Source organism: Kribbella orskensis (genome assembly GCF_004342085.1).
Taxonomy (GTDB): domain Bacteria; phylum Actinomycetota; class Actinomycetes; order Propionibacteriales; family Kribbellaceae; genus Kribbella; species Kribbella orskensis.
In genome coordinates this window covers 341,222-362,720 of the sequence record NZ_SLWM01000003.1, presented here as the reverse complement: position 1 = coordinate 362,720, position 21,499 = coordinate 341,222, and the positions used below count along the sequence as shown (strand labels likewise).

21 protein-coding genes and 1 pseudogene are annotated in these 21,499 nt (G+C 67.9%); 9 read left to right on the top strand and 13 right to left on the bottom strand.

From position 1 onward, the window contains the following. Position 1: 1 nt before the first annotated feature. From trxB to EV644_RS10605, 3 genes are read left to right on the top strand one after another with little or no spacing between them, the layout of a single operon-like run. The gene (trxB, locus tag EV644_RS10615; RefSeq protein WP_132189912.1) at positions 2-988 is read left to right on the top strand and encodes a thioredoxin-disulfide reductase; all 987 of its coding nucleotides are present in this window, start codon (positions 2-4) and stop codon (positions 986-988) included. 44 nt (positions 989-1,032) lie between these two features. After that, the gene (gene trxA, locus EV644_RS10610; RefSeq protein WP_199234715.1) at positions 1,033-1,350 is read left to right on the top strand and encodes a thioredoxin; all 318 of its coding nucleotides are present in this window, start codon (positions 1,033-1,035) and stop codon (positions 1,348-1,350) included. A gap of 52 nt (positions 1,351-1,402) precedes the next feature. Continuing rightward, the gene (locus tag EV644_RS10605; protein WP_132189914.1) at positions 1,403-2,545 is read left to right on the top strand and encodes an N-acetylmuramoyl-L-alanine amidase; all 1,143 of its coding nucleotides are present in this window, start codon (positions 1,403-1,405) and stop codon (positions 2,543-2,545) included. On the opposite strand, the gene EV644_RS10600 is transcribed toward EV644_RS10605, so the two are convergent. Next, positions 2,535-4,721 carry an MMPL family transporter gene (locus EV644_RS10600; RefSeq protein ID WP_132189915.1) on the bottom strand — a complete coding sequence of 729 codons (2,187 nt, stop codon included), beginning with the start codon at positions 4,719-4,721 and terminating at the stop codon, positions 2,535-2,537. The genes EV644_RS10605 and EV644_RS10600 overlap by 11 nt on opposite strands. Before the next feature lie 87 nt (positions 4,722-4,808). Here EV644_RS10600 and EV644_RS10595 point away from each other — a divergent pair, with 87 nt between their 5' ends. Beyond that, positions 4,809-5,135, top strand: a complete 327-nt coding sequence (locus EV644_RS10595) for a PadR family transcriptional regulator (protein ID WP_132189916.1) — start codon at positions 4,809-4,811, stop codon at positions 5,133-5,135. 21 nt (positions 5,136-5,156) lie between these two features. Here EV644_RS10595 and EV644_RS10590 read toward each other — a convergent pair whose 3' ends face one another. The 4 genes from EV644_RS10590 to EV644_RS45260 form a co-directional block, all read right to left on the bottom strand. Then, a complete protein-coding gene (locus EV644_RS10590; protein ID WP_132189917.1) occupies positions 5,157-5,834 on the bottom strand; it encodes a permease prefix domain 1-containing protein in 678 nt (225 codons plus the stop codon). A gap of 69 nt (positions 5,835-5,903) precedes the next feature. Next, on the bottom strand, positions 5,904-6,281 hold the full coding sequence (locus EV644_RS10585) for a DUF2784 domain-containing protein (protein ID WP_132189918.1): 378 nt from the start codon (positions 6,279-6,281) through the stop codon (positions 5,904-5,906). Between the two features lie 19 nt (positions 6,282-6,300). Then, entirely contained in the window at positions 6,301-6,957 is a 657-nt protein-coding gene (locus tag EV644_RS10580) for a GNAT family N-acetyltransferase (protein WP_132189919.1), read from the bottom strand. A gap of 91 nt (positions 6,958-7,048) precedes the next feature. Next, complete coding sequence (locus EV644_RS45260; protein ID WP_199239731.1) at positions 7,049-7,225, bottom strand: hypothetical protein; 177 nt, start codon at positions 7,223-7,225, stop codon at positions 7,049-7,051. A gap of 230 nt (positions 7,226-7,455) precedes the next feature. On the opposite strand from EV644_RS45260, the gene EV644_RS10575 reads away from it, so the two are divergent. From EV644_RS10575 to EV644_RS47125, 5 genes are all read left to right on the top strand, one after another. Next, a complete protein-coding gene (locus tag EV644_RS10575; RefSeq protein ID WP_132189920.1) occupies positions 7,456-8,766 on the top strand; it encodes an aminotransferase-like domain-containing protein in 1,311 nt (436 codons plus the stop codon). 120 nt (positions 8,767-8,886) lie between these two features. After that, entirely contained in the window at positions 8,887-9,834 is a 948-nt protein-coding gene (locus EV644_RS10570) for a D-alanine--D-alanine ligase family protein (RefSeq protein ID WP_132189921.1), read from the top strand. Between the two features lie 7 nt (positions 9,835-9,841). After that, the gene (locus EV644_RS10565) at positions 9,842-10,690 is read left to right on the top strand and encodes an SURF1 family protein (RefSeq protein WP_132189922.1); all 849 of its coding nucleotides are present in this window, start codon (positions 9,842-9,844) and stop codon (positions 10,688-10,690) included. Further along, on the top strand, positions 10,687-11,040 hold the full coding sequence (locus tag EV644_RS10560) for a DUF3817 domain-containing protein (RefSeq protein WP_132189923.1): 354 nt from the start codon (positions 10,687-10,689) through the stop codon (positions 11,038-11,040). The genes EV644_RS10565 and EV644_RS10560 overlap by 4 nt, the downstream gene beginning before the upstream one ends. Before the next feature lie 159 nt (positions 11,041-11,199). After that, positions 11,200-12,000, top strand: a complete 801-nt coding sequence (locus EV644_RS47125) for a class I SAM-dependent methyltransferase (RefSeq protein WP_132189924.1) — start codon at positions 11,200-11,202, stop codon at positions 11,998-12,000. Between the two features lie 2,649 nt (positions 12,001-14,649). Here EV644_RS47125 and EV644_RS10550 read toward each other — a convergent pair. The 8 genes and pseudogenes from EV644_RS10550 to rpmH all read right to left on the bottom strand — a co-directional run bounded on the left by EV644_RS10550 (position 14,650) and on the right by rpmH (position 21,203). Beyond that, positions 14,650-15,603 (bottom strand): ParB/RepB/Spo0J family partition protein, encoded by a 954-nt coding sequence (locus EV644_RS10550; RefSeq protein WP_132189925.1) that lies wholly within the window; start codon positions 15,601-15,603, stop codon positions 14,650-14,652. A gap of 450 nt (positions 15,604-16,053) precedes the next feature. Beyond that, positions 16,054-16,989: a ParA family protein gene (locus EV644_RS10545; protein WP_241998434.1), complete on the bottom strand. Its 936-nt coding sequence runs from the start codon at positions 16,987-16,989 to the stop codon at positions 16,054-16,056. A gap of 851 nt (positions 16,990-17,840) precedes the next feature. Then, on the bottom strand, positions 17,841-18,476 hold the full coding sequence (gene rsmG, locus EV644_RS10540) for a 16S rRNA (guanine(527)-N(7))-methyltransferase RsmG (RefSeq protein WP_132189926.1): 636 nt from the start codon (positions 18,474-18,476) through the stop codon (positions 17,841-17,843). 52 nt (positions 18,477-18,528) lie between these two features. Then, entirely contained in the window at positions 18,529-19,056 is a 528-nt protein-coding gene (locus EV644_RS10535; RefSeq protein WP_439649159.1) for a Jag family protein, read from the bottom strand. Between the two features lie 337 nt (positions 19,057-19,393). Beyond that, positions 19,394-20,374 (bottom strand): annotated as a pseudogene (yidC, locus tag EV644_RS10530) (membrane protein insertase YidC); the annotation flags it as partial. Positions 20,375-20,383: 9 nt separating this feature from the next. Beyond that, entirely contained in the window at positions 20,384-20,695 is a 312-nt protein-coding gene (gene yidD / locus EV644_RS10525; protein WP_132189928.1) for a membrane protein insertion efficiency factor YidD, read from the bottom strand. Then, positions 20,692-21,036, bottom strand: coding sequence for a ribonuclease P protein component (gene rnpA, locus EV644_RS10520; protein WP_132189929.1), 345 nt, complete (start codon positions 21,034-21,036; stop codon positions 20,692-20,694). Before rnpA ends, yidD begins: the two co-directional genes overlap by 4 nt. Before the next feature lie 29 nt (positions 21,037-21,065). Beyond that, positions 21,066-21,203, bottom strand: a complete 138-nt coding sequence (gene rpmH, locus EV644_RS10515; RefSeq protein WP_132189930.1) for a 50S ribosomal protein L34 — start codon at positions 21,201-21,203, stop codon at positions 21,066-21,068. Positions 21,204-21,499: the final 296 nt, after the last annotated feature.

Genomic DNA, 21,499 nt, shown 5'->3' with positions numbered 1-21,499 from the left:
CATGAGCGAGGCAGAAGTCCGCAACGTCATCATCATCGGCTCCGGCCCGGCCGGGTACACGGCCGCGGTCTACGCCGCGCGCGCCCAGCTGGCGCCGTTGGTCTTCGAAGGTTCCGTCACCGCGGGTGGCGCGTTGATGACGACCACCGAGGTGGAGAACTACCCCGGCTTCGCGCAGGGCATCATGGGCCCGGCGCTGATGGACGAGATGCGGACCCAGGCCGAGCGGTTCGGCGCCGAGCTGGTCCCCGACGACATCGTCGAGGTCGACCTGACCGGTGACATCAAGGTGGTCACCGACTCCGCCGGCGCCCGGCACCGCGCCCACACCGTGATCCTGGCGATGGGTTCGGGCTACCGGAAGCTGGGGCTGCCGCACGAGGAGCGGATGTCCGGGCACGGTGTGTCCTGGTGTGCGACGTGTGACGGGTTCTTCTTCCGTCAGCACGAGATCGCCGTCGTCGGTGGTGGCGACACCGCCATCGAGGAGGCGACCTTCCTGACCCGGTTCGCGGACAAGGTGACCATCGTGCACCGCCGCGACGAGCTGCGCGCGTCGAAGATCATGGCCGAGCGGGCCTTCGCGAACGACAAGATCGAGTTCGCCTGGAACTCCGAGGTGGCCGCGATCCACGGCGAGGAGAAGCTGACCGGGATCACGCTGAACGACACCGTCACCGGTGAGACCCGTGAGCTGCCGGTCACCGGGCTGTTCATCGCGATCGGTCACGACCCGCGCTCGGATCTGGTCAAGGGCCAGGTGCACCTGGACGAGGATGGCTACGTGCTGGTGCAGAGCGGCTCGACCAACACCAACCTGCCGGGCGTCTTCGCCGCCGGCGACCTGGTCGACCACACCTACCGGCAGGCCATCACGGCCGCCGGGACCGGGTGTTCCGCCGCCTTGGACGCCGAGCGCTACCTGGCGACGCTGGAGTACGGGGCGGGCGCCGCGGCCGCTGCGGCCACCGAGCCTGTCTCTGTCTGACCTCACACAAACCACCTGAAGGAGATACGCCCGTGGGCGAGAAGATGAATGCCGTCACCGACGCCGAGTTCGACACCACCGTGCTGAAGAGCGACAAGCCTGTACTGGTCGACTTCTGGGCGGAGTGGTGCGGGCCGTGTCGCCAGGTCTCCCCGATCCTGGAGGAGCTCGCGGGTGAGCACAGCGACAAGCTCACCTTCCTGAAGATGAACGTCGACGAGAACCCGGTCACCCCGAGCAACTACCGCGTTACCGGTATCCCTACCATCAACGTCTACGTGAACGGTGAGCTCGCCAAGTCCATCGTCGGCGCCAAGCCCAAGGCCGCGCTGCTGAAGGAACTGGCCGACTTCACCGGCTGAGACTGTTTTGGCGTCCCGTCAGGGACGTTCCGCCGCACGGTAAGGAGCTTTGATGCCCGACAACCTGTTGGATGGCGCGCACGCCCTGTACCGAATTGGCGACAGCGGTGAGGCCGTCGCCGAGATCATCGGGAAGCTCCAGCGGCTCGGCCTGCTGGAGCCGGGAGATCACTACGTCTACGACGAAGCGACCGCCCGCGCCGTGCGGGGGTTCCAGCAGCAACGCGGGCTGATGATCGACGGGATCGTCGGCCCGCAGACTTACCGGGCGCTCGACGACGCGCGCTGGCGGCTGGGTGACCGGCTGCTCACGTACGTCGTCTCGCACCCGCTCACCGGCGACGACGTCCAGGCCCTGCAGGCGAAACTGCAGGAACTGGGCTTCGCCGTCGCCCGGGTGGACGGCATCTTCGGTCCGGACACCCAGCGCGCGGTGACCGAGTTCCAGCGCAACATGGGCCTGCCGGCCGATGGCACCTGTGGCCCATCCACCTTCAAGGCCCTGCAGCGGATCCGCCCGATGGCGACCGGTGGCCGGCCCGACGCGCTGCGCGCCAACGAGGCGGTTCGCGCCGCCGGGCCGCGGCTGTCCGGGAAGACCGTGGTGATCGACCCGGGCCACGGTGGGTTCGACTACGGCTGGGAAGGTTTCGGCCTGCGCGAGTCCGACGTGGCCTACGACCTCGCCTCCCGGATCGAAGGCCGCCTGGGCGCGACCGGAGTACGGGCTTATCTTTCGCGGGGGCGTGACCAGGGGCCGGACGAGTTGGCCCGCGCCGCGTTCGCGAACGAGACGGACGCCAATCTCTGCGTGTCCCTGCACACCGACGGGTCGATGAACCCGGAGGCGCAGGGCGTCGCGACGTACTACTACGGCACCGATCTGCATGGTGCCTCCTCCAGCGTGGGCGAGCAGTTCGCCGGCCTGGTGCAGCGCGAGATCGTGGCGCGGACAGACCTGCTGAACTGCCGGACCCACCAGAAGACCTGGGACCTGCTGCGGCGCACGAAGATGCCCGCCGTCCGGCTCGAGATCGGCTACGTGACGAACCCGCACGACTCCGCCCGGCTCGCCGACCCGGCCTTCCGCGATGTGATCGCGGAGGCCATCGTGGTCGCGATCCAGCGCGTCTACCTGCCGCCGGAGCAGGACGCCGCCACCGGCATGCTCCGCTTCGGGCAACTCACCGTCTGACCTCCGAGCCGACGAGTTCCGCCTTGTTCGGCTGCTCCTCCACCGGTTCCTCGCGTTCGAGGGCGATGGTGGGGAGGATCCGGTCGAGCCAGCGCGGCAACCACCAGGCGCGGGTGCCCATCAGCCGCAGTACGGCGGGCACGATCACGCAGCGGATCAGCAGTGCATCGAGCAGCACCGCGACCGCCAGCCCGAGACCGAACTGCTTCAGCATCCGGTCCGGGCTGAGCAGGAACGCCCCGAAGACCACGATCATGATCGCCGCCGCAGCCGTGATCACGCTGCCAGTGTTGGCCAGGCCTTCCCGGACCGCTTCCCTGGCATCGCCTGTACGCCGCCACTCCTCATGGATCCGGGAGATCAGGAAGACCTCGTAGTCCATCGACAGACCGAACACGATCGCGAAGATCATCACCGGTACGAACGCCTCGATCGGCCCTTGCTGCGCGCCGAACCAGCCTTGCTGGAAGACCAGGGTGATGACCCCGAGCGATGCGCCGATGCTGAGCAGGTTGAGCACCGCCGCCTTGAGCGGGATCAGGATCGACCGGAACACCGTCATCAGCAGCAGCGCGGACAGGCCGACCACAACGAGCACGAAGATCGGCAGCCGCTTGCTCACCGCCCCGGCGAAGTCGTCTGCCGCCGCGGTGGTGCCGCCGACGAGATAGGTCGCACTGGTCTCAGCCGCCAACTGAGGAAGGGTTACCTCGCGCAGCCGATGCACCAGGTCGCTGGTCGCCTCGTCCTGGGGCGCGGATTTCGGGAACGCCATCACGGTCGTGACCTTGCCGTCCGCCATCAGTTGCGGCGGAGTGACGGCCGCGATACCTGGATCTGCTGCCAGCTTGCGGCCCAGCGCCTCCGCGGCCGCCTGGTCCCCCTCCGAGACGATGATGAGCGGACCGTTGAAGCCGGGGCCGAATCCTTGCGCCAGCAGGTCGTACGCCTTGCGGCTGGTCTTGGCCGGGTCGTCCGTACCTGCGTCGGCGAATCCGAGCCGCATGTCGAGTGCGGGCAGACAGAGTGCCACGAGAGCAAGCGTTCCGAGGACGAGCGGCACCCAGGGACCGCGCTGGACGCGAGTCGCGAGCCTCCTCCAGCCGTCTCCCGGCTGACGACGCGACTTGGCCGCGTGCTTGCGGACGCTGCGCTCGATCCTCTTGCCGAACAGGGTCAGCAGGGCCGGCAGCAAGGTCACTGCGGCGAGCATCGTCATCAACACGGTGACTGTCACGCCGAGCGCAAGCCCCTGCAGGGAACCGAGTCCGAGTGCCAGTAGACCGAGCAACGCGATCACGACTGTGCAGCCGGCGAAGAGTACCGATCGGCCCGCGGTGTCGAGGGCGATACGGCCTGCCTTGGGTCGGTCGGCGCCCTTGAGGAGTTCGCTGCGGTAGCGGGAGAAGATCAGCAGCGCGTAGTCGATGCCGACGCCCAGGCCGACCAGCATCATCACCGGGGCTGTGTAGCTGGGAATCGTGAACACGTGGGAGGCGAGCACCAACAGGCCGAGCGTGCTGCCGACAGCGAACACGGCTGTCAAGAGCGGAAGGCTTGCCGCCAGCAACGACCCGAACAGGAAGACCAGGATCACCAACGCAGCAAGGACTCCTGCGCCTTCGGCCGCGCCGCCCGCGCTGTCGGCCGCGCTGCGGGCCAGGTCGCCGCCGACCTCCACCTCCAGGCCGTCCTTGGCGATTCCCTGGGCTTTGTCGATGATCGTTCGCACGTCCGCCAGCGGCATGTCGACGGCTGCCACGTCGAGGTCGACAGTCGCGTATGCCGTACTGCCGTCGGTCGACAGAGAGCCTTTCGCGGTGAAGGGATCCGCGACCGCGGCGACACGCGGGAGTTTGCCGACCTCCGCGAGCATCCCAGCGATCTGGCTCTTGGTAACGGGCTGGGTCAAGCCGTCCTCGTCGTGCAGGACGATCTGGACCGAGTCCGTCTCGCCTCCCGGCTGGTGCTCGCGGAAGACGTCGATGACGCGTTGCGAGTCTGTGCCGGGCAGGGAGTTCTCGTCCCGGTAGGCGTTCCCGGCCAGCGTCGAGCCCACGGTCACGCCGACGAGGACGAGAAGCCACAGGAACACCGCCAGTCCGGCGTGCCGCATCGCCCACGCGGACACCCGATGCAGCAGGCCACCGCGGTCCCTTCCACGGTCGTCGGTCATCTCGTCTCCTCCAAAGTCGCACGTCTACATGTAGCTTCTCTACATGTCGTCTATCGACGGTAACACCTCTATGGGTAGACTGCCTACATGAAGGCGGATGCGCTGCGGGGGCACCTGGACCCGATGATCCTGGCGGTGGTCGAGCAGGAGCCCCTGCACGGCTACGCGATCATGGAGGCGCTGCTGGAGCGCAGCGGCGGCGAGCTGGACCTGCCGACCGGGACGCTGTACCCGGCTCTGCGGCGTCTGGAGCGCGCCGGCTACCTGGCCAGCGAGTGGAGCACCGTCGGCGGCCGCAAGCGCCGTACGTACCAGCTCACGTCCGCGGGACAGAAGATGCTCGCGGCCGGTCGAGGCGACTGGGAGACCTTCCGGACGGTCATCGAGGGCGTGCTGAAGCCCCGCACCACCTGATTCACCAGGCTGGCGGCTGACTCAGGTGAGCGTCAGGCGGAGGCAGCGGTGGGCCGAGCGCGTGACAAGGCTCAGCGGAAGCAGTACGAAGGCGCCGACCACCGACATGCCGGCGAGGGTGGAGCCGTGCAGCTCGTTGCTCGAGGCGCCCAGGCAGATCGAGATCCCGCCGACCAGCACGCAGCTGATCAGCGCGAAGATCGCCGTGATCCGGGTCGCCCGGTCCCGCACCGCCGGATAGCGCAGCCCCAGACCGGTCGCGACGAGTGCCAGTACGGCGCCAGCGATCGCGAGCATGCCGACCACCATCACGAGCTGGTTCATCAGGGCGACGAAGGCGTTCGCGGATTCAGGATGCTGGGTCCACGCCCAGACACCCTCCTGCCAGACGATCGGCTGGGCGAGCATGACGAGGCAGAGCATCACCGCCGTACGCCGTCCCTGGGCGATCCCGAGCTCCGCCCGGTAGCCCGGCACGACCTCACTGAGGTCACCGAAGTCCAGTACGGCCTTGCGCTCTGCCTCCAGCTTGCTCAGACCGTCGGCCTCGAACGCCTCGGTGGCGTCCACCAGGCTGTCGTGTGCCTCCGCCATCAGGTCGGCCTTGCGGCGGCGCGGTCCACTGAGCGCACGACTCAGCTCGGCGAGATAGGTCTCGACCGGTGTTGGCGCGGCGACGACGGCTCTGGTGCGGGGCACGCCCTCAAGTATGGGGACCACCCGGCCGAACCACGTCGGGGTGTCCACTGAACATCCCCTGGTTGTCCGTCAGGGAGCGGCTTTCACGCGCGCCTTGCGGCGATGCCTGATCACGAAGAATCCGACGTACGACACCACCAGTAGGGCGAAGCCGATCTTCTCCGCCGTCGGGGTGGCGCCCTCCGGCCAGAGCCTGCCGTCCAGGTAATGCTCGATGAAGCCGGCCTGGTACGGCTGCTCGCCACCCTGGCGGCGGAAGTACTTCTCCAGCGCTGTCACCGGACAGCCGAAGTCCAGGATCACGATGGACAGGTTCCACACCGCGACGAACAGGACCCCCCAGATCAGTCGCGGCCACCGCCAGGCCAGGAACCCGCCGATGACGAAGAACACCAACAGGGCGCCGTGGATCACCATCACCAGATCCGCGAGGGCGCGGTACACCATCACGCTCTCCTTGTCCGGGCTATCGGTGGGACTCGCGGATGACGGCGTCCCGCACGGTGACCGGCCTGTGCGGGGACGGTTCGGGCCTGATCGCGCCCATCAGACGCTCCACAGCCGCCTCCATCTCACTGCGCCAGGTGACCGTCGAGCGAAGGTCGAGCCGCAGTCGCGGGTTGCGAGGATGGTCCCGTACTACGCCGAAACCGACCGCCTGCAGGAAGTCGGTAGGCCAGACACAGCCCGGGCCGTTCCACCGGGAGTCACCGAATGCCTCTACCGCCCGGAAACCCCGCTTCAACACGTCCTTCGCGACGGCTTGCACGAGGATCTTGCCCAGGCCCAACCCGAGGTACCGCGGCAGGATCCGCCCCGTCGCCAGTACTACGGCGTCCGGGCTGACCGGCGCGGTCGGGAACGCCTGGATCCTCGGGAGGTAGGACGCCGGCGCGTAGATCGCGAATCCCGCCGGCTCGTCGTCGATGGTGAGCACCACCCCCGCAGTACCCCAGTCGAGCAGCAACTGGGAGAGCCACGCCTCTTTCTCCAGGCCGGTATCGCCGTTGCGGCCGGCATGGCCTGCTGCGACCGGATCGAGCTCCCAGAAGACGCAAGAACGGCATGGCACCGGTAGCTCGTCGAGATTGGCGAGCGTGAGCGGTTCCAGCCGTCGCGCCATCAGTGCATCCGTTGCCCGTAGATCTGCTGCCAGGTAGATCGCAGCCCGGTCAGCTGCTGCCGAGCCTTCCGCTGCCGGAGCATTGCCCGGCTCATCGGGCGGCTGGCGCCGGAGTCCGCGCGCCGGGAGTCTCCGCCGCCTCGGGGGCGACGTATCGCTGCTGGATCTTGGCCGCGGGTTGCCGTCGGAACAGCTCGCCCGCGAACCCGGCGAGCACGCCGAGGAGTAGTCCACCGAGCATCCACCCGAACGCCTTGCCCACGCTCATCGCGTCCCCTGCCTTCCGCAGCACTCCAGGTCGTGCCGGGGCGCCGGCCTGTCACCGGCCGTCTCACCTGCCAGTCAGCAGCATGGTCGAACGTGCCCCTATAAGGCATGGTAGTGAGAGGTTGCGCCGATCGGCAGTCCGGGTTCGCGAACACGCTCGGCTACGTCGGCGTAGCCTGGTGCCTTCCCCGGTGAAAGCTAGCCCCTCATCACCCGCTTTGGAGCCGCTCCGTGAGTGCTGACCTGCCCGACGTCCGGCAGACCCGTCTCGACAACTATGTCGACCGGTACGCAGCACGGACCAAGGGCATGACCGCATCGGAGATCAGGGCGCTCTTCTCGGTCGCCAGCAGGCCTGAGGTGGTCTCCCTGGCGGGCGGAATGCCCAATATCGCAGGGCTTCCGCTCGACGTGGTCGGCAGCGCGGTGCGCGATCTGGTGGTCGACAACGGCGCGGTCGCGATGCAGTACGGCTCCGGTCAGGGCGATCCGACGTTGCGCGAACAGATCTGCGACGTGATGCGGCTGGAGGGTATCGACGCCCATCCGGACGACGTCGTGGTGACGGTCGGTAGCCAGCAGGCGGTCGATCTGGTCACCCGGGTGTTCTGCGATCCGGGCGACGTGGTGATCTGCGAAGCCCCCTCGTACGTCGGCGCGCTGGGCGTTTTCCGCGCTTACCAGTGTGAGGTTGTACACGTCGCGATGGACGACGACGGGGTGCAGCCGGAGGCGCTGGAGCAGGCGATCGCGGCTGTCCGGGCGGCCGGCAAGAAGATCAAGTTCTTCTACACGATCCCGAACTTTCACAACCCGGCCGGTGTCTCGCTGTCGGCCGAGCGTCGCCGCAAGGTGCTCGAGATCTGCGCGCGGGCCGATCTGCTCGTGCTTGAGGACAACCCGTACGGCCTGCTCGGCTTCGAGGGAGACCCGTACCGCGCGCTGCGAGCGGACAACCGCGAAGGGGTCATCTACCTCGGCTCGTTCTCGAAGACGTTTGCCCCGGGGTTCCGGGTCGGCTGGGCGGTCGCGCCGCACGCAGTACGGGAGAAACTCGTGCTGGCACAGGAGTCGGCCACCCTGTGTCCGCCGGTGTTCAGCCAGTTGGCGATCTCGTCGTACCTGACCCGCCACGACTGGCTCGGCCAGGTGAAGCAGTTCCAGGAGATGTACCGCGAGCGCCGGGACGCGATGCTCGCGGCACTGACCGAGAAGATGCCTGCGGCAACGACCTGGACCCGTCCTGGTGGCGGGTTCTACGTGTGGCTGACCCTGCCGCAGGGGCTCGACGCGAAGGCGATGCTCCCTCGCGCTGTCACCGCCCGCGTGGCCTATGTGCCCGGAACCGCCTTCTTTGCGGACGGTTTCGGCTCCCAGTGCATGCGGTTGTCGTACTGTCACCCGACCCCGGAGCGAATCACCGAAGGTGTTGCCCGGCTGGCCGCGGTGATCAACGAGGAGCTCGAGCTCCGCCAGACCTTCGGACCGCTGAAGCCGGGTGCCGGCCGCGACTACGACGCTCCGGGCCCGGAGCTGAGCTAGTGGTGTGGAAGCCGTTGGACCGGGCTCCGGCCCGGTCGGCCGGGCAGTAGCGGTACCGTTCGAATGGGCCTCGGGACCGGCGCCCTGCCGGAGTCGCCCACGAGTGATCAGGAAGTTTCTATGAGTGATCTGGGTCGAGTGCTGGTACTGGCCGGCGGTCTGTCGCACGAGCGTGATGTGTCGCTGCGCTCCGGCCGCCGAGTCGCCGATGCGCTGCGCAGCGTGGGTGTCGAGGTCGAGCAGCGCGACGTCGACGCGAGCCTGGTCGAACGACTCCGCAACGATCCACCCGACGCGGTCTTCCCGGTGCTGCACGGCGTCACCGGCGAGGACGGCGCACTCCGCCAGGTCCTCGACCTGTACGGCGTGCCGTACGTCGGCGCCGATGCGGCCGCCTGCCGGACTGCCTTCGACAAGCCGGTGGCCGCCACCATGGTCGGCTCGGCCGGTCTTAACACGCCACCTTCGGTCGTTCTCGGCCACGACACCTTCCGCGAGCTCGGGGCTGCCGCGCTGATGGAGTCCGTGATCACCCAGATCGGTCTGCCGCTCGTGGTGAAGCCCGCCCGTGGTGGTTCGGCCCTGGGCGCCTCGATCGTACGCTCGGCCGACGAACTGCCTTCGGCGATGGTCAACTGCTACGCCTACGGCCCGGTCGCGCTGATCGAGCGATACGTGGACGGCACCGAGGTCGCCGTCACCGTGGTGGACACCGGCGACGGACCACGCGCGCTTCCTGCGGTGGAGATCCGGCCGGACTCTGGGTTCTACGACTACGAAGCCCGGTACACCGCCGGGGCCACCCAGTTCGTCGTACCGGCTCGGCTCGAGGAGTCGGTGGCCAAGGCTTGCGCGGAGGCCGCCGTCACGGCGCACGAGGCGTTGGGGCTGCGGGATCTGTCGCGGTCGGACCTGGTTGTCGACGCCGATGGGGTGCCGTGGTTCCTCGAGGTGAACGTCGCGCCAGGGATGACCGAGACGTCCTTGGTGCCGCTCGCGGCTGAGGCTGCTGGTATCGAGCTCGGTGTGCTGTGCCGCGATCTGCTGGCCGCTGCCGCCGCTCGTTGAGGTTCTGATGCCTGTCGCGCCGACTACCGACCCCGTGGCTACCGACCCGCAGTCGCCGGCGCGACCTTTGTGGCGGACGATTCTGACTCCGCGATGGACCGGGCTCTTCCTCCTGGCTGCGGCGATCGCTGCGGTCATGTCTGTGCTCGGTGTGTGGCAGCTGGACGTCTACCAGTCGAAGACTGCGGCGGCGACTGCCAAGCGGGCTGAAGGTGCACCTGTGCCGCTGGAGTCGTTGTTCTCGGTGAACGACGGGCTTCCCTCCAAGGCTGTCGGCCGACAGGTGACTGTCGCCGGCACATGGGGACCGGCCGCGGATCAGCTGTACATCTCCGATCGGCGGAACGGCGACCGCGACGGGTTCTGGGTGGTGTCACCCGTGATGCTCGGTTCTTCTGGCACCGAGGCTGGTGCGGTGATGGTCGTGCGCGGGTGGGTGGCGACTGTGGACGATGTGGCGGCCAAGGCACCTACCGGGCCCGTTTCATTGACCGGAGCAATTGCCGCTTCTGAAGCTCAGGACGCGTCAGGTGATGCCGCGAAGGGACGGGTCCTGCAGTCGCTGCGGATTCCGACGATCGTGCACCTGGTCGACTACCGCATCTACGACGCCTTCGTCGTACAGACCTCTCTTGACAGCGCTGCCGGCTCTGGGCAGGCGCCGGCGAGCGTGACGCCGCCGAGCCCGCCGACCGACCACGCGGGTCTCCGCAACGTCGCCTATGCCTTCCAGTGGTGGATCTTCGCCGCCTTCACGCTGTGGATGTGGGGACGGATGGTCCTCGACGCGCACCGCTCGGACGAGGACGACCAGGCTGATGGCGACGTGGGGCCAAGCGGTACCGTTTCAGCGTGACCTCCCCCGTAGACCCCGCCACGTCCGCCGCAAGCCCGACCATCACGCCGGCCGTCCGGGGCGCCCTCACCCGCTATCGCATCATCGCCTACATCGTCGGCGTGATGCTGCTCGTGCTGCTCTTCGTGGCGATGCCGCTCAAGTACCTCGGCGACAACCCTGCCGCCATGAACGTCGTCGGCCCCCTGCACGGCTTCCTGTACGTCGTGTACCTGCTCGGCGCCTTCGACCTGGCCCGCCGGGTCCGCTGGAGCCTCGGCCGCATGATCCTCGTAGCCCTGGCCGGCACGATCCCCTTCCTCAGCTTCTACGCCGAGCGCAAGGTCACCCACGAGCTCACCCAGCACTGACCCTTCCGCCGCGAGGCCGGTGAACGGACCTGGTCCGACATCGACGTCCTGCACCGCGCTGGCCACTCATTCCCGACCGGCCGGCGCGACCATGCAAGAGTTCCGCTTGCGCCATCCTGATGCAGGTCCACTGCTCGCTCGAATGCAGTCGTTCGGGCGATTCTCCTCACCTACGGTGCTGCGCATGGACGCCACCATTCGCACCACCACCGAGGCCAACCGCTCCAGCTGGAACACCATCGCCCCCTCCCGCCCCGGCCAGCCGGCCGAGTTCTTCAGGTCCGGAGGCGTCGTCCTCAAGGACTACGAGCAGGGACTGGCCGGCGATGTCCACGGCAAACGCATCCTCCAACTGGCCTGCTCCTGCGGCTACGAGGTCCTGTCCTGGGCCACCTCGGCGCGATCGCGACCGGCATCGACATCTCCGACGTCGCCGTCCAGATGGCCAGACGGCCTCCGACGCCTGCATCGAACTTCCGCCAGGCCGACATCCTCGACCTCCCAGCCGACCTGGTCGACGTCGACCTCATCTACCTCAGCTGGGGCGCCATCTGCTGGGTCCCGGACCTCTCCACCTTCGCCCAGATCGTCGCCACTCGCCTCCGCCCCGGCGGCTCCATCCTCCTGGCCGACCACCACCCCCTCTGGGAAGTCCTAGCCGTAGAAGGCCACAACCACCTCTCGGTAGCCGGCAACTACTTCGCCCGCACCACCCCTCGCCAGACCCCTGAAACCAACAACGCGAAACTCCCCACCGACGCCCGCAACCACCCGACCCCACCCCCGTTCTCCACATTCATCTGGCCCACCAGCGACGTAATCACCGCCTCCTCACCGCCAACCTTCACCTCACCACCTTCACCGAATCCCCCGCCGCCACCCTCTACCCCGCCCTGGGCCCCACCCCCCCGCCTGCTACTACCTCCAAGCCGCCAAGCCCCACCCCCACGTTTCACGTGAAACACCCACCGACACATCGCCAAATCCCTTTGTCGACAAATCTCTCCACCCCGCTCCCTAGAAGCCCGACCAAGGATGCACCCCTGGAGAGCACGCCCAGCCCCGCCAGCAGAAGCACTGACAGCGACCACCAAGCATCGCCAAGATCGCTTAGAACGCCTCCCACAGAACCTTCGGCCCACCAACCCCCACCAGCCAACCTCCAGGACCGCCTCGGCGATCGAGCCCCGGTGCCCGCCTCGAAGGACCGAGTCGGGGAACGCAGATCAAGAGTCTGGGTAGGCCGGGGCGAGGGCCGCCAATCGTATGTCGGGAGTCAGGCACAGGAATCGCGATCGGACTACTGGGGGCCGGCTGACCGGGTGGGGAAGCCGAGGAGCCTGGGTCGGGACGTTCGTCGGGAGGCAGTCGTGAGTCGGGCGCAGGAGTCGCGATCCGGAGGTCGGCGCGGCAGGTCGGCGCGGGACTCGGGTGGTGGACGGGGCGCGGGTACGCCGGGGTGGACGGCCGGCGCGGGGGGCAAGCGGGTCGGATGCCCGGGAAGTTCGGGGTCAGGAACCTTGGGCGCCGGGCCTGAAGGCCGCGATCGGATCCGTAGGTTGCGTGTTGCCCGCGGCGACCGGAGGCAGGCGTGGCCGGCAGTCGAAGGGGCGGGCGTGGCCGGCAGTCGAAGGGCGGGCGTGGCTGGCAGTCGGCAAGCGACCGTGACCTTTCAGTGCCAATCGCCGACCGTCTCAGGAACGGCGACACGGCACACGCTTCCAGTCGCGCAAGACCGAGCCACCACCAACGCGCGACCTTCCGCCCGCCCCCGCCAGACCGGCCGGATGTCAGACTCGCCCCCCAATACATCGAACCTCCCCCAGCAACAGGAGACGCGGCTGCGAGAGGAAGCCCTTCGACAACGAGGCCCGCCGCAACGGGGTCGCCGCAAACTCCGATGGCCACGACCGCCCGACGCCACCCACCGACTGCAACCCGCACGCGCACAACGACAGCCGCACCTGACCCGCGCTGCCGTGAGCCGATAGCGCTTTGGCCACGACCCTTCGCGCAGCCACCACTTCGCGGACACCATCCGCCAGCTCGGCACCGCGGATCCCGATCGCCACTACAGACCTCCGCCTCCGGCATCCCATCCCGGACTGCGAGCGACCCAAACAAACTGCGTGGTCGACGAAGTCGAGTCCCGCGCCGGTCACGCCATCCATCTCAGCCAGCCACACCCAGCTACCCGACTTATGCTGGCGTGCTCACGGAACTCGGGGCCCAGGGCCCACGCGATGCGGATAGGCCGGCGCTCGGCCCCTCATTGACGCAGGGGTGTGGGCCAGAAACTCCAGGCCCATGGTGCAGGTGCAAGGGCAAGGGTCTAGACGGCGGCAGGCTGCGTGGAGGCGGACAGTACGGGCAAGGGCCCGGCGACAGAGCGGGAAGGTGTACGGGGTAGCCGGAGGCGCTGCTCAGCGGCGCGGAGGCATAGGCACTGATGCAGGGTTCGGATTCAGAGGTGTTCAGGGGTGTGGATCCACTGGGTGGGATCCGTGGGGCACGGAGGCAACGGGTTCAGGCGGTCAGCCGCGGGTGTGGAGTCTGATGCCAAAGGCACTGGGCACCCGCTCTGCTCGGGCACCGCGCCTTGGGGTGCGCGATGGGACGTCCGGCTTCCGATCTCCGGCTTCCGACGTCCGGCGACGGGAAGTCCGGCGTTCAGGCCTGACCGGATCTCCGGCGTCCGACGTCCCCCGCCGGGAGCTGACTGGCTGACGAAGTACCAGTAGCCCGGCCGCGACCTTCGAGGTCCTCCGCGAGACTTGAGCCCGACCAAGTCGCGGCCGTACCGACAACCCTCCTCGCGCGTGCCCCTTGGCTCGCCATCTCCCTGGCGTCGATTGCGTGGTCGTTGTCGCGGCTTGGTCTCGGACAGCCTCGCCGGCGGCGACCTGTTCAGGGTCGGACACGGGGCGGGGCTGAGGGTTCCTTCCATGGGCAGGGCGGGCAGGAGCGCGCTGGTGGCGGTTTGGGCTCCCGATGAGCACGTTTCACGTGGAACGCCGCGGTCGGGCCTACGAGGGGTCACGAGCTTCCTGTCGCCGTTCGCGCTGGCTTAGCGGAGGTAGCGGGGCCGGGTGGTCGTACCCGAATCCGAACGAGGGTCTGACTGAGTGCGCTGCGTTTGGCCTGCCCGACGGTGCGCGTCTTCGCTCGTTTCACGTGAACCGTGCGGCGCTCTCGGCGAGACCTGCCGCGCTACCCGGACTGGCTGGGGGTGGGTACCAGTCCCTGCCCGGGTATCGGCCTTGGTCTCGCGACTCGTCGCGCACGTGTGCGCGTACGTGAGCGCGCCAGCGCCGCTCGGAGGTCGTTGAGGCGGTGGTGTCAGGAGTTGGTCGAGGTCGACGACGGTCTGCTTCAGGGTCGGCTTGGCCCTGGCGACCGATGCACGTCGGCGGTCCTACTGGCTTGGCGGGGTTTCCGGGGGGCGCAGCGGGTGCCCGGACGATCTGTTGCTGGTTGTGTTTCACGTGGAACGGCACCCCGGTCCGGCTGGAGAGTTAGCCGGGGCAGGGCGCCGTTGCGACGTTCGAGGGGTTATGTGGTTGGGATTCGCCGGAGGATGGTGGGAGTTCGGCGGGGTGGAGCGAGGGGTTAGGGCTGTTGGGGCTTGTTGGGGTCCATCAGGGTGACGATTCGTTCTAGGTCGTCCAGGGACGCGAACTCGACGGTGATCTTGCCCTTGGTTTTGCCGAGGTCGACCTTGACGCGGGTTTCGAAGCGGTCGGAGAGGCGGTCGGCCAAGTCGACGAGGCGCGGGGCTACCGGCTTGTTGCGGCGGCGAGCGGGGATCGGGTCGTCGGCGGACATCTCGCCCATGGCGACGATCTCTTCGACGGTGCGGACCGAGAGGCCTTCGGCGACGATGCGCTGGGCGAGGCGCTCGATAGCGTCGCCGCTGGGGAGGCCCAGGAGCGCGCGGGCGTGGCCGGCTGAGAGGACGCCTGCTGCGACTCGGCGCTGCACGGAGGCTGGGAGCTTCAGGAGGCGGAGGGTGTTGGAGATCTGGGGGCGGGACCGGCCGATGCGGGTGGCGAGGACTTCCTGGGTGCAGCCGAAGTCGTCGAGCATCTGCTGGTAGGCGGCCGCCTCTTCAAGCGGGTTCAGCTGGCTGCGGTGCAGGTTCTCGAGCAGGGCGTCGCGCAGCATCACGTCGTCGGCGGTGTCGCGGACGATCGCCGGGATGGTGGTGAGGCCGGCCTGCTGGGTCGCGCGCCAGCGGCGTTCGCCCATCACCAGCTCGTACTTGTCGTCGCTGAGTCGGCGGACGACGATCGGCTGGAGCAGGCCGATCTCCTTGACCGAGTGGACGAGCTCCTCCATGGCGTCCTCGTCGAAGACGCTGCGGGGCTGCTTCGGGTTCGGCGTGATCTTGTCGACGTCGATCTCGGCGAACTCGGCGCCCGGAACGGCAGCCAGCTCAGGCGCCGCCGGTGCGGGCGGTGCGCCCGGGATGGAGCTGGACTTCCTGCCCAGGGTGGTGCTGGTCCCGGCAGCCGGTGTGCTGGGGATCAGCGCACCAAGTCCGCGTCCGAGTCGGGTGTTCATCGCCGCTCCCTCGAGGTTCGACTGCCTAGTACTTTCGACTGCACTAGTACTGACGACAACTGTTCACTGCTCCCAGCCGACAGACCTCACGACCCGCCGCCTGTGTTCGACCTACTCCGTACTGCGCCACCGCGGCCGACCCTTGCACGAAGCACCACCTCGGTGAGGTGGTGCTCCACAAGCTCGCCGGGATACCCATCGCCGGCGATGCAGCATGTCGCCTCGCCGTCTGAGCTGTCGACCAGTCACCACGGTGACAAGTCGCCATACTCCGTGACGGCGAAGACAACCTCGCAACGGTAACCGGTCGGCCCCGATGGCACGACATCCGGTCCAAGTTCGTAGAGCCGACACCACGCGTCGTACGGCGTCGAGGACTCGTACCTCCAGAAGAAGGACGCTCGCCGACCCGGTGGAAGCGTGGGCGGCGAGCGTTCGGGAGTGCTGGGATCAGGCGTTGTTGCGCATGGCGATTTCGCGTGAGGCTTCGAGGTACGAGAGGGCGCCAGCTGAGGCCGGGTCGTAAGCCAGGACGGTCTGGCCGTGGCTCGGGGCCTCGGAGATGCGGACCGAGCGGGGCACGGCGGTACGGAGTACGGCGTCCTGGAAGTGGCCGCGAACCTCGGCGGCGACTTCGCCGGCCAGCTTGGTGCGAGCGTCGTACATGGTCAGCAGGATCGTGGAGACGTCCAGCGTGGGGTTCAGGTGCGACTTCACCATGTCGATGTGGCGGAGGAGCTGGGACAGACCCTCGAGTGCGTAGTACTCGCTCTGGATCGGAACCAGTACTTCACGGGCTGCGGTCAGCGCGTTGACGGTGAGCAGGCCGAGCGACGGCGGGCAATCGATGAAGACGTAGTCGTACTTCTCGCCCGCGGCCTCCGTCTCGGCAAGGTGAGCGTCGAGCGCCTTCTTCAGGCGGCTCTCCCGCGCCACGATGCTGACGAGTTCGATCTCGGCGCCGGCCAGGTCGATGGTGGCCGGTACGACCACGATGCCGGGGTGCTCGACGCAGGGAGCCAGCAGTTTGCTCAGCGGCTCCCCCTCGATGATCGCCTCGTAGACACCGGGCGTGCCTTCCTGATGGTCGATCCCCAGCGCCGTCGACGCGTTGCCCTGGGGGTCGAGGTCGATCACCAGGATCCGCGCGCCGTAAAGCGCCAGGCCGGCAGCGACGTTGACAGTCGTCGTGGTCTTGCCGACGCCACCCTTCTGGTTGGCGACGACGAAGACCCGGGTTTCGGCGGGCAGCGGGAACTCGCGGCCCATCGTGCGTCCTTCATTCACCAGCAGGGTCCGTTCGGTGGCGGCGGCGATCGGAGTTTCGAGAAGGCGTCGCTGAAGCTCGTCCGACGTGGCCCGCGCGGCGATCTGTGCGGCAGTCATAGCGCCCATTCCAATAGGTGCGGGACTTGGCCCGAAGAGGATGTCCGTGGGGGTCGGGGCGGGTTTGCCCCCAGGTTCATCCACAGGCTTCTGTGGATGAATTCCCGTGTGAGGAGGAGTTTCCAGGGGGTAGTCATCCACAGGCCGTGGGGATTCGGGGTAGTCCTCGCCCGATCCCTCGGCGGTGGCGGTTTCACGTGAAACGACGTCCGCGAGTGCCCCAGCTTCGGCGCTCTCGGTTTCACGTGAAACAGGTTCTGGTGAAGCAGAAAGTGGTTCGGCGTCGAGCCCGATCGAGGCGGCCGCGCGCAAGGGAGACGGCTGCTCCTGGCCGGCCGTCTCCTCTGGCTGAAGCCCGGTGGCTTGCTCTGTTGCCACCTCGGTGGTCCGTCCTGGCGCTACCTCGGAGGGAAGTCCCACCGCGACCTCGGCGGTCGGCTGCACTCCCGCCTGTGCCGTGGTAGCGGCCGCCACCCCCGCGATGCGGCCGGCGAGATCGTCCACGCCTTCCGCGACGTGCGCGGCGGTCGGGCGGTCGTCGATGACCGCGGTGCTGGTGTTGGGCGATGCCGCTGCGGTCGGTGATGCCGGCGCCGTCAGCGGCGCGGCCGTGCCGCTGGGCGACACGGTTGCCGACGACACGGACGCGGCAACAGGGGAAGAGGAAGCGGGCGCCTCTGCGGCAGAGGCTGAGGTGTTGGAAGGGGACAGATCTTCGGTGGGAGCGTCCGGGGTTGGCGGGACTTGGCGGATGGTGGCCTGGTCTGCGGCCGGCCAGCCGATTCCTTGTGACACCCGAGGTTCACCGGTGCTCTTCTCAGGCCATCCGAGGGCACGACTCACGAACCCGCTCACCTCCCGCGTCTTCTGTGCTGGGATCCCCGCGCAGCACGTCCGGCCACAATACTCACGACTGTCGTCGGCTGGGCCAGTTCATCCACGCCGAGTTCGTGGATGTGCCATTCCTCTGCGCCGAGGGCCTGCAATTCACGTTCGGACGCAGCGAGTTCCTCTTCGACGGAGGCACCCTTCATCGCCAGCATCAGGCCGCCCTCGACCACCAGCGGCAGGCACCAGGCGGCCAATTTGCCCAGCGGCGCGACGGCCCGGGACGTGACCACGTCGTACGACGCGGCCGGTAGATCCTCGGCGCGGGAGCGGACTACTTCAGCGTTGTTACAGCCGAGCATCTCCACGGCTTCCTGCAGGAAGGTGGTGCGCCGGAGCAACGGCTCGACGAGCGCGACCTGGAGATCGGGACGGACAAGGGCGAGCACGATCCCCGGCAGACCGGCACCGGTGCCGATATCGGCGACGGTGGATTCCTCGGGGATCAAGCGCTCCAGCACAGCACAGTTCAGCAGGTGGCGGTCCCACAGCCGCGGCACCTCGCGCGGACCGATCAGGCCCCGCAGTGTTCCTTCTGTGGCCAGCAGGTCGGCGTACGCCGCAAGCCGGTCCACCGCTCGTGGAAAGAGTTCCTCCACGAGCGGCGGGGTTTCACGTGAAACGTCTTCCGTCACGAGCAGAACACGGCGATCACGCGGGCTGGACGACGACCCGGCGACGCGGCTCCTCGCCCTCGGACTCGCTGGTCAGACCGGCGGCCGCGACGACGTCGTGCACGACCTTGCGCTCGAACGGGGTCATCGGATCCAGCCGCACCGAAGCGCCGCTCGCCTTCACCTCTTCGACTGCCTTCCGGCCAACCTCTTCGAGCTCGGCCTTCCGGTTGGCGCGGTAGTTCGACACGTCGAGCATCAGCCGCGACCGCTCACCGGTCTCCCGGTAGACGGCCAGCCGGGTCAGCTCCTGCAGCGCCTCGAGCACCTTGCCGTTCTCGCCGACCAGGTTGCTCAGGTCGGCCCCGACGATCGACACCGCGGCCCGGTCGCCGTCGATGTCCATGTCGATGTCGCCGTCCAGGTCGGCGATGTCCAGCAACTCCTCCAGGTAGTCGGCCGCGATGTCGCTCTCGGCCTCCAGTGCCTTGAGGCGGTCGGCCGCCTGGTTCGTCGCCGGAGCGGACTTCTCCGCCGCCTCGGTGTTCTGCATGCCGTCGCTCACGGCCACTCCTTCACGGTTCGAGATCCGCCCCACGGGGACCCACGTAGTACAGAGCAGAGAAATCAGGGGGATGCCGGCATCTGCCGGTCAGCCGTCGGTCCTAGGAGCGGCCGGACGAGCCACCGCCGGGCTTCTTCTGCGCGGCTTTCCTCTGGGCTGCCTGCCGAGCGGCCCGCGACTTCGCGGCCGGCTGACGCTTCCCGGCGGAGGAGGTCTGCTTCGCAGCGGCAGCCTTCTTGGCGGGCTGCTGCTGGCCGTTGCTCGAAGACTTCGGCGCATCCTGCACGGGCGAGCTGTCATCCGAAGCACCCGAGGCAGCCGACGCGGGCGAACCCGTCTTCCGGGTGCTGCGCGACTGACGCTTCGGCTGCTGGCGGTTGGCCGGACGGCGGTCGGTGGCAACCGAGCCTTCGCCCTCGCCATCGGCCCCGGCCAGACCCGCGTCGGCAGGCTTGCCGGCGCGCAGGTTGTGCTCGCGCTTGCGCGCTTCCATCGCGTCGTACGCCGGGGTGCCGGGCGCCGGGTTGCGCCGGATCACGTAGAACTGCTGGCCCATCGTCCACAGGTTCGAGACGAACCAGTAGATGAGCACACCGATCGGGAAGTTGAAGCCACCGATCAGGAAGAACACCGGGAAGACGTAGAGCATGATCTTCTGCATCTGCGCCGCCTGGCCCTCGAGGGCCTCCTTCGGCATGTTCTTGCGCATCAGCTGGAGCTGGGTGATGAACATCGTGGAGGTCATCAGGATGATCAGCACGACAGCGACGATCTTCACGTTGAGCGCACCCGGGCCGCTCGCCCGCAGGAACGTCTGCGAGATCTCCGCACCGAAGATCTTCGCGTGCTGCAGCGACTCGACGTACGGGTCCATGATGCTGCTGTGCGTCTTGCCCTTGGACGCGTAGTCGAGCACGCGGAACAGGGCCAGGAAGATCGGCGACTGGAGCAGCAGCGGCAGGCACGAGGAGAACGGGTTGGTGCCCGTCTCCTTGTACAGCTTCATCATTTCCTGACCGAGCTTCTCCCGGTCATGGCCGTACTTCTTCTGCAGCTCCTTCATCTTCGGCTGCAGCAGCTGCATATTCCGGCTGGATCGGATCTGCCGGACGAAGAGCGGGATCAGCAGGGTCCGGATGACGATGGTCAGACCGGCGATGGACAGCGCCCAGGCCCAGCCGCCGTTCGGATCGAGCACCAGACTCCACAGCCAGTGCCACCCGACGAGCAGCGCGGACACGGCCCAGTAGAGCGGGGTCATGACCGCGTTGAAAACGTCTACGATCCCGTCCCACAGGGCGAGCTGGGGGATGGCCAGAAGAGTCACTCAAGCACCTCGCTGCGCGGGCCCGGCGTCGATGGACGGTCCGGGCTGGTTGGCGGAGTCGGAATCTCCGCGCTGGTCGACATCTGTAGGTGGAACGGGGTCGTAGCCGCCGGGGTTCCACGGGTGGCAGCGGGCGAGTCTCCTCGCCGCCAGCCAGCTACCGCGCACCGCGCCGTGCCGCTCGACCGCTTCCAAAGCATAGGCAGAACAACTGGGGTAGAACCGGCAGACCTGCCCGTACATCGGGCTGACGAACTTCCGGTACAACTTCAGAAAACCGATGATCCCGTACTTGACGGGCGCGATCTTCATCGCGTGTCCAGACGCCGCAGGGCGCCCTGTACGTCGTCGGCCAGCTCGTCGTACGACGAGGAGGCCGACGCGGGGAGTGCGCGTACCACCGTCAGGCTGCCGGTCGGCAGGTTCGGGAGGTGCGCCGCCATCACAGCACGCAGACGGCGGTGGACGCGGTTCCGCAGAACCGCATTACCCACCGCCTTGTTCACCACGAATCCGATGCGAGCGGGCTCGGCCTCTGGGCCGGCCCGCAGCAACTGGTGGACCACCACGGCACGCCGACCAGCCCGCCGTCCGGACCGGACAGCGCGGCGGAATTCGTCGGACCGGCGGAGCCGGTTCGACGCGGGTAACACGAGGTGGTCACCGTCGCCAGCTCAACGGCTCAGGCCGCCAGGCGCTGGCGACCCTTGCTACGACGCGTTGCGAGGATCGCACGGCCCGCGCGGGTGCGCATCCGAAGACGGAAGCCGTGCTTCTTGTGCCGACGACGGTTGTTCGGCTGGAACGTCCGCTTGCTCACTGGAATGACTCCGGTTACTCGAGATCACGTGTGTCGACAAATCCACTGATAGATCTGTCCCTGGTGCAGGTCCTGCCCACCGCTCGAGAACCTTGACTATCCACAATGGTCCCGCTGGGAGCGCAGCACGAAACGGCCGGCTCAACACCGACTGATCCACGGTACGTGGCTGCCTGTGGACAGGTCAAACCAGTCATCCCCATACTTTTCCACAGGCCTGTGGATAGAACGTGCCATCAACGGATGGTCACACACTGGTCAGAATGGCTACGGACGGCGACAGTGACGCCATGGCC

Excerpts from the sequence above, each read along its gene's own strand:
- trxB (WP_132189912.1), top strand. The coding sequence starts at position 2 with ATGAGCGAGGCAGAAGTCCGCAACGTCATCATCATCGGCTCCGGCCCG.
- trxA (WP_199234715.1), top strand. The coding sequence starts at position 1,033 with ATGAATGCCGTCACCGACGCCGAGTTCGACACCACCGTGCTGAAGAGC.
- EV644_RS10605 (WP_132189914.1), top strand. The coding sequence starts at position 1,403 with ATGCCCGACAACCTGTTGGATGGCGCGCACGCCCTGTACCGAATTGGC.
- EV644_RS10600 (WP_132189915.1), bottom strand. The coding sequence starts at position 4,721 with ATGACCGACGACCGTGGAAGGGACCGCGGTGGCCTGCTGCATCGGGTG.
- EV644_RS10595 (WP_132189916.1), top strand. The coding sequence starts at position 4,809 with ATGAAGGCGGATGCGCTGCGGGGGCACCTGGACCCGATGATCCTGGCG.
- EV644_RS10585 (WP_132189918.1), bottom strand. The coding sequence starts at position 6,281 with ATGGTGTACCGCGCCCTCGCGGATCTGGTGATGGTGATCCACGGCGCC.
- EV644_RS10580 (WP_132189919.1), bottom strand. The coding sequence starts at position 6,957 with ATGGCGCGACGGCTGGAACCGCTCACGCTCGCCAATCTCGACGAGCTA.
- EV644_RS45260 (WP_199239731.1), bottom strand. The coding sequence starts at position 7,225 with ATGAGCGTGGGCAAGGCGTTCGGGTGGATGCTCGGTGGACTACTCCTC.
- EV644_RS10570 (WP_132189921.1), top strand. The coding sequence starts at position 8,887 with ATGAGTGATCTGGGTCGAGTGCTGGTACTGGCCGGCGGTCTGTCGCAC.
- EV644_RS10565 (WP_132189922.1), top strand. The coding sequence starts at position 9,842 with ATGCCTGTCGCGCCGACTACCGACCCCGTGGCTACCGACCCGCAGTCG.
- EV644_RS10550 (WP_132189925.1), bottom strand. The coding sequence starts at position 15,603 with ATGAACACCCGACTCGGACGCGGACTTGGTGCGCTGATCCCCAGCACA.
- EV644_RS10545 (WP_241998434.1), bottom strand. The coding sequence starts at position 16,989 with ATGACTGCCGCACAGATCGCCGCGCGGGCCACGTCGGACGAGCTTCAG.
- yidD (WP_132189928.1), bottom strand. The coding sequence starts at position 20,695 with ATGAAGATCGCGCCCGTCAAGTACGGGATCATCGGTTTTCTGAAGTTG.